The organism is Maribacter sp. (genome assembly GCF_049667165.1).
GTDB lineage: Bacteria > Bacteroidota > Bacteroidia > Flavobacteriales > Flavobacteriaceae > Maribacter_A.
Genome location: NZ_JBATHS010000069.1, coordinates 1 through 4,993, shown reverse-complemented (window position 1 = coordinate 4,993; position 4,993 = coordinate 1). Strand labels below are relative to the sequence as shown.

The 4,993-nt window shown below is 41.9% G+C and carries 5 protein-coding genes; all 5 read left to right on the top strand.

Features of this window, described 5'->3' with window-relative positions; all coding sequences use genetic code 11:
• Nucleotides 1-1,181 (top strand): hypothetical protein (locus WBM98_RS04125; RefSeq protein ID WP_424364759.1); only part of this gene is annotated, 1,181 nt, incomplete at its 5' end.
• Between the two features lie 69 nt (nucleotides 1,182-1,250).
• On the top strand, nucleotides 1,251-3,227 hold the full coding sequence (locus tag WBM98_RS04120) for an Ig-like domain-containing protein (RefSeq protein ID WP_424364758.1): 1,977 nt from the start codon (nucleotides 1,251-1,253) through the stop codon (nucleotides 3,225-3,227).
• A 38-nt stretch (nucleotides 3,228-3,265) separates the two neighbouring features.
• A complete protein-coding gene (locus WBM98_RS04115; protein ID WP_424364760.1) occupies nucleotides 3,266-4,186 on the top strand; it encodes a PorP/SprF family type IX secretion system membrane protein in 921 nt (306 codons plus the stop codon).
• An 83-nt stretch (nucleotides 4,187-4,269) separates the two neighbouring features.
• The gene (idi, locus tag WBM98_RS04110) at nucleotides 4,270-4,815 is read left to right on the top strand and encodes an isopentenyl-diphosphate Delta-isomerase (protein ID WP_424364757.1); all 546 of its coding nucleotides are present in this window, start codon (nucleotides 4,270-4,272) and stop codon (nucleotides 4,813-4,815) included.
• The coding region (locus WBM98_RS04105; protein WP_424364756.1) for a 6-carboxytetrahydropterin synthase at nucleotides 4,796-4,993 on the top strand (198 nt) is incomplete at its 3' end. The genes idi and WBM98_RS04105, both read left to right, overlap by 20 nt.

The window sequence follows — 4,993 nt, the reverse complement described above, 5'->3', positions numbered from 1 at the left end:
TAACGGGCAACAGCCTACAGATAGATATAGAAGGTGGATCATCGACAACCGTGGACCTATCCAGTTTGGTGGGCACGGACGACCAGATCGCCGATGAAGTGAACATCACCGATGCGGCAGGTAACTTCACCGCTACGGAAGTAGAGGGTGCCTTGGCCGAATTGGCCGCGGGCAGTACCGATGACCAGAATTTGACGGGCGCCACCTTAACGGGCAACAGCCTACAGATAGATATAGAAGGAGGGTCATCGACAACCGTCGACCTATCCAGTTTGGTGGGCACGGACGACCAACAATTGGATGATCCCAACACCTTGTTCAACGCAGGAACAAACGAGTTGACAATAGCCTTAGAGGATGGTGGAACGGCAACAGCCGATTTGAGTGCATTGGATAATCCAGGAACGGACGACCAGACAGTGGACGGACTTACCTTCAATTCGGGAACCGGCGAATTGGCCATTTCCTTGGAGGACGATGGTGCCGCCCCTGTGACCGTTAACTTGAGTGCTTTGGATACCGATACGGATGACCAGCAAGTGGATACCTTCAGTTTCAATGCTGGAACGGGCGAACTTACCCTTGAGGTACAGGACGACGGCCAGGCACCACATGTTGCCGACCTATCCGCTTTGGACACGAACACCACGAATACGAGTTTGACGGAGGACGGGACGAACCTTATCTTGACGGACAGTGATACGAATACAGTGACCATACCATTGGCCGATTTAGGTACGGACGACCAATACGATGATGAAGTTCTTTTGCGAACAGCGATTGATGTCGATGATGCGGAAAAAAGTGTAGCACAAGGTTATGTGGAAGAAACTACGGTTCAGGAAGTGATTAATGCTATCGCACCTATCACTTCAAAAGCAGCTAGAATTTTCTATCCGCCTTCCATTGCAGTTGATGCTTCTACAGTTGTCAATAATGTAACCATTGATTTATATCAAGAATATATCGATCAATTTGGCAGCCCTACTATGGCCAGTGCAGGGGCACCTGCTGCGGTGCCAACATATGGAAAAACCGAGCTCTATTACTATGTGACCTATGCAGATCCTGCGGTGTTGAATATTGATAGCATAAGTGCCGATGGCGTAATGCAGTATGATGTGGTGGGTACGCCTGCAGATTATAATTCATTGATCAACGTAGTATTTGTAGTTAAATAATAGTAATAAAGAATACCGACCCAAATCGATTTGAAACACTCCAAGACATATAAAACTATATTCCTCAGCATGGTGTTTACCTTGTTGGGGATTGTTGTGTCTCATGCACAGTTTTTGTTGCAGGCGCCCAATAGTAGTGATGAACATAATTACCAATGGTTCGAGGCTTCGGACACTTCAACGGTCCTAGGTACTGATTTCTTTTATGAAGTAACTACGCCTGGGATTTATTTTGCAACATATGATGGTACCCTTTGTGGTTCAAATGCATCGGGTTATTTTATTGTAACCAATTGCAGTTCACCCGATAATGAGGTTACTTTGGATATAAGTGCTAATGTGGATCTTTCCTCTGGTGCTACCTTGAGTTGGAGTCCCGCAGTAACTGGGGACCAAACCCGCCCCACGGTGATTTCAACGTTGAGCGTTACACGATATACAGCGACGGTAACCAAAGCGGGGAATAGTTTTGATTTACCGAATTTTACCGTGGTGTGTATTGATCAGTCAGCAATATTGGTTGATGATGTTGTGACAACGGATGAGGATGTGCCGGTGATCGTTGATATTTATGCCAATGATTCTGATTTACCTACCACTGGGGCTATGACAACTACAAATCCAACCAATGGGGTAATAACTATAAATGAAAATGGAACTCCAAATAATCCAACAGACGATGTGGTTATTTATACTCCAAATCCTAATTATAATGGCCCTGATTCCTTTGATTACACCGTTTGTAATTCTTCTGGGGATTGTAGTACGGCTACAGTAACTATAGACGTATTGCCTATTATTGATGCTTTTGATGACTCAGTCGCAACAGATGAAAATGTACCTGTCAATATTTATATTCTGAACAACGATAATGATTATTCCTCGCTCACAACGATAACAAATACGTTACCATCGGATGGTATCGTAACCATAAATGATAATGGGACACCAACTTCTAGAATTGATGATAATTTAACGTACACCCCTAACCTTGGATTTATTGGTACTGACGTTTTTACATATACGATTTGTGATGATTTATCTAACTGTAGTACGGCAACGATTACGATTGTTGTGAATCCTATGGGCGCTGATCTTGATACGGATAATGATGGTATCATTGATAGTTTTGAAGATTTGGATTTGGATGGCGATGGTGACCCATCTACAAATCCTACTGACACCGATGAAGATGGGTTTGCCGATTATTTGGATATCGATAGTGATAATGATGGTATTCCCGATAATGTTGAAGCTCAAAGTACGGCAGATTATATTGCCCCAAGTGGACAAGACGACAATGGCAACGGGTTGGATGATATTTACGAGATTACTTCATTAGGAATATTCCCAATTGATACAGATGGGGATAATATGCCGGATTATTTAGACGATGATAGTGATAATGATAATGTACCCGACCGTATTGAAGGGCATGATCAAGATCATGATGGTATTGCTGATGTACTTTTCATAGGATCTGATAAAGATAATGACGGTCTCGATGATGGTTATGAGGGGTATACGGTAATTGATGTCGACGTAAACGATGAAATGGACGATCCATTTGATAATTTACCAAATACAGATGGCGATAATGAATCAGATTATAGGGATACCAATGATGATGATGATGCATTGATGACCATAGATGAAGATCTTAATGGCGATGGGGATTATTCAAACGATGATACCGATGGCGATGGCACCCCTGATTACCTTCAACCCAATGTCCCTGAAGAGGAAGTGGAAGTCTTTAACGTGATCACCCCAAATGGTGATGGGGTCCACGATGTCTTGGTCATAAGTGGTTTGCAAAATTATCCGGAGAATACCATAAGAATTTATAATAGATGGGGTGTTTTGGTCTATACAACGAAAGCATACAATACCAATGGTAATACTTTTGATGGCACTTCTGAAGGAAGGGTTACGATCGAAAAAGACAACAAACTACCCGTCGGTACCTATTTCTATATCCTTGATTATGTAGATGTAACCGGTAAGACGGTAACACTGTCAGGGTATATATATATCAATAGATGATGATTATGATGAAGTATATGAGACAGATTGGAATAGGAATGCGGATACTGGGTTTAATAGGTTTTGTGGTGTTGTTCTTTCCAGCAGAAGTACAGGCCCAACAAGATGCCCAATATACGCAATATATGTACAATACGGTGAGTGTTAATCCTGGATATGCAGGTTCAAGGGGACATTTGAGTATTGCTGCATTGCATAGATCGCAATGGATAGGACTTGACGGTGCACCCAAGACCCAGACCTTGAATTTACATTCCCCTATTGGTTACAATGGGGTAGGCATGGGGTTGTCCATAGTCAATGATGAAATTGGGCCTACGTCAGAAACATATTTTGATGTTGATTTTTCATATACCGTAAAGACCTCGGATGAAGGCAAGTTGAGTTTTGGATTAAAAGCCAGTGCACATTTGTTGGATATTCGTTTTTCCGAACTGAACCAATATGCTCCCGATGCCACTTTGGAGCAGGACATCGATAATAAGTTTTCACCGAATATCGGAGCCGGAGTATATTACCATACCAATAATTTCTATGCAGGCATATCGGTCCCGCGGTTTTTGCAGACTTCACACTTCGAGGAGTCCTCCCTGTCAACGGCCAAGGAACAAATGAATTTTTATTTGATCACCGGCTATGTCTTCGATTTAAACACCGATCTTAAATTCAAGCCTACTATTTTATCAAAGGTGGTTCAAGGGGCACCCTTGCAAATAGATCTTTCAGCCAACTTTATGTTGAACGATAAGTTTATTCTTGGCGCAGCCTATCGTTGGGATGCTGCCTTGAGTGGTATGGTCGGTTTTCAGCTTAATGAATCCTTATTGATAGGCATGGCCTATGATCGGGAGATTACTGAATTGGGCAATGCAGCCTTCAATGATGGTTCCTTTGAGATCATTTTTAGATATGATTTTATAAAGACCAAAGGTTATCTGAAGTCACCAAGGTTCTTCTAGTTCGTTTTACATTAATTATATTCATCTGATATTTTTATAAAAGGCTTAACTTAAAAGTAAGGCAAAGGTCTTATTTTTACAGCATGAATGAAGAAGAAGTAATTCTTGTAAATACCTTGAACGAACAAATAGGTACGATGCCTAAGATGGAAGCCCACGAAAAAGCGGTACTACATAGGGCTTTCTCCGTTTTTATCATGAACGATAGAGGGGAAACCATGCTTCAGCAAAGGGCGGCACATAAATACCATTCCCCTTTGTTATGGACCAATACGTGTTGCAGCCACCAGAGAGTGGGTGAGACGAACATAGAAGCGGGGCGAAGAAGATTACAGGAAGAAATGGGATTTACCGCCGACCTTAAGGAATTATTTTCGTTTATCTATAAGGCACCTTTTGACAATGGCCTGACCGAGCATGAATTAGACCATGTGATGATGGGGAATTTCAATGGAAAGCCTATTATAAATCCAGAAGAGGTAGCCGATTTTAAATGGATGAAACCAGAGGACGTTCAAATTGATATTGCTGAAAATCCGCAACAGTATACCGTATGGTTCAAGATTATTTTCGAAAAATTCTATGACCATTTAATGCATAACGTGAAAAATGAAAGTAAAGGTAAGTAGAAAGGCACATTTTAATGCGGCACACCGATTGTATAGGCCTGAATGGGACGATGCCACGAATACGGAGATTTTTGGCAAGTGCAATAACCCAAATTTTCATGGACATAATTATGATTTGGTGGTGAGTGTTTATGGTGAGATCGACAAGGATACAGGTTTTGTGATGGATATGAAGGTG